At 46.2% G+C, this 533-nt stretch carries 1 protein-coding gene; it reads left to right on the top strand.

Going from position 1 to position 533, the window contains the following annotated elements:
* Positions 1-138: 138 nt before the first annotated feature.
* Positions 139-533, top strand: a 395-nt coding sequence (locus ACS8FC_RS20560) for a CobW family GTP-binding protein (protein ID WP_439298146.1), incomplete at its 3' end; no start/stop codon positions are given.

Here is a 533-nt window from a genome sequence, read left to right as displayed (position 1 = left end):
GTGTGGGCTATGTGTTCGTTCCTGATGAAGCTGAGGTAGAAACCGTCAAGAGTGAATAACCTTTGGCTGATGACATTTCTTTTAATATAGGCCGTGTTTGGTTATTCACAAACACGTGCCGATATGATGAGCATACCTGTGAAAAACCCTATTATTTTCCAAAACATACCCTGCACATTAGTGACAGGGTTTTTAGGTGCTGGCAAAACCAGCGTCATCAATCAGATGCTTGCCACAAAACCTAATGACGAGCGCTGGGCTCTCTTAATCAATGAGTTTGGCCGTATCGGTATTGATGGTGCACTCTTGGCAAGCTCTCAAGATAACGATTTTGAGCAAAAGAATATCGCCATGCGTGAAGTCAGTGGCGGCTGTATTTGCTGTACCAGTCAGCTGCCCTTACAAATTGCGATCAGTCGTCTACTCAGTGACCATCACCCGCAAAGACTGCTTATTGAACCCACAGGACTGGCACATCCACGCGAGCTGATACTACAGCTCAGTGCGCCACATTGGCAGACTGCTCTAAAGAT

This window comes from Psychrobacter sp. 1Y4, assembly GCF_051847555.1.
The sequence above is the reverse complement of the archived record's forward strand: the minus strand, read 5'-3'. Positions and strand labels throughout refer to the sequence as shown.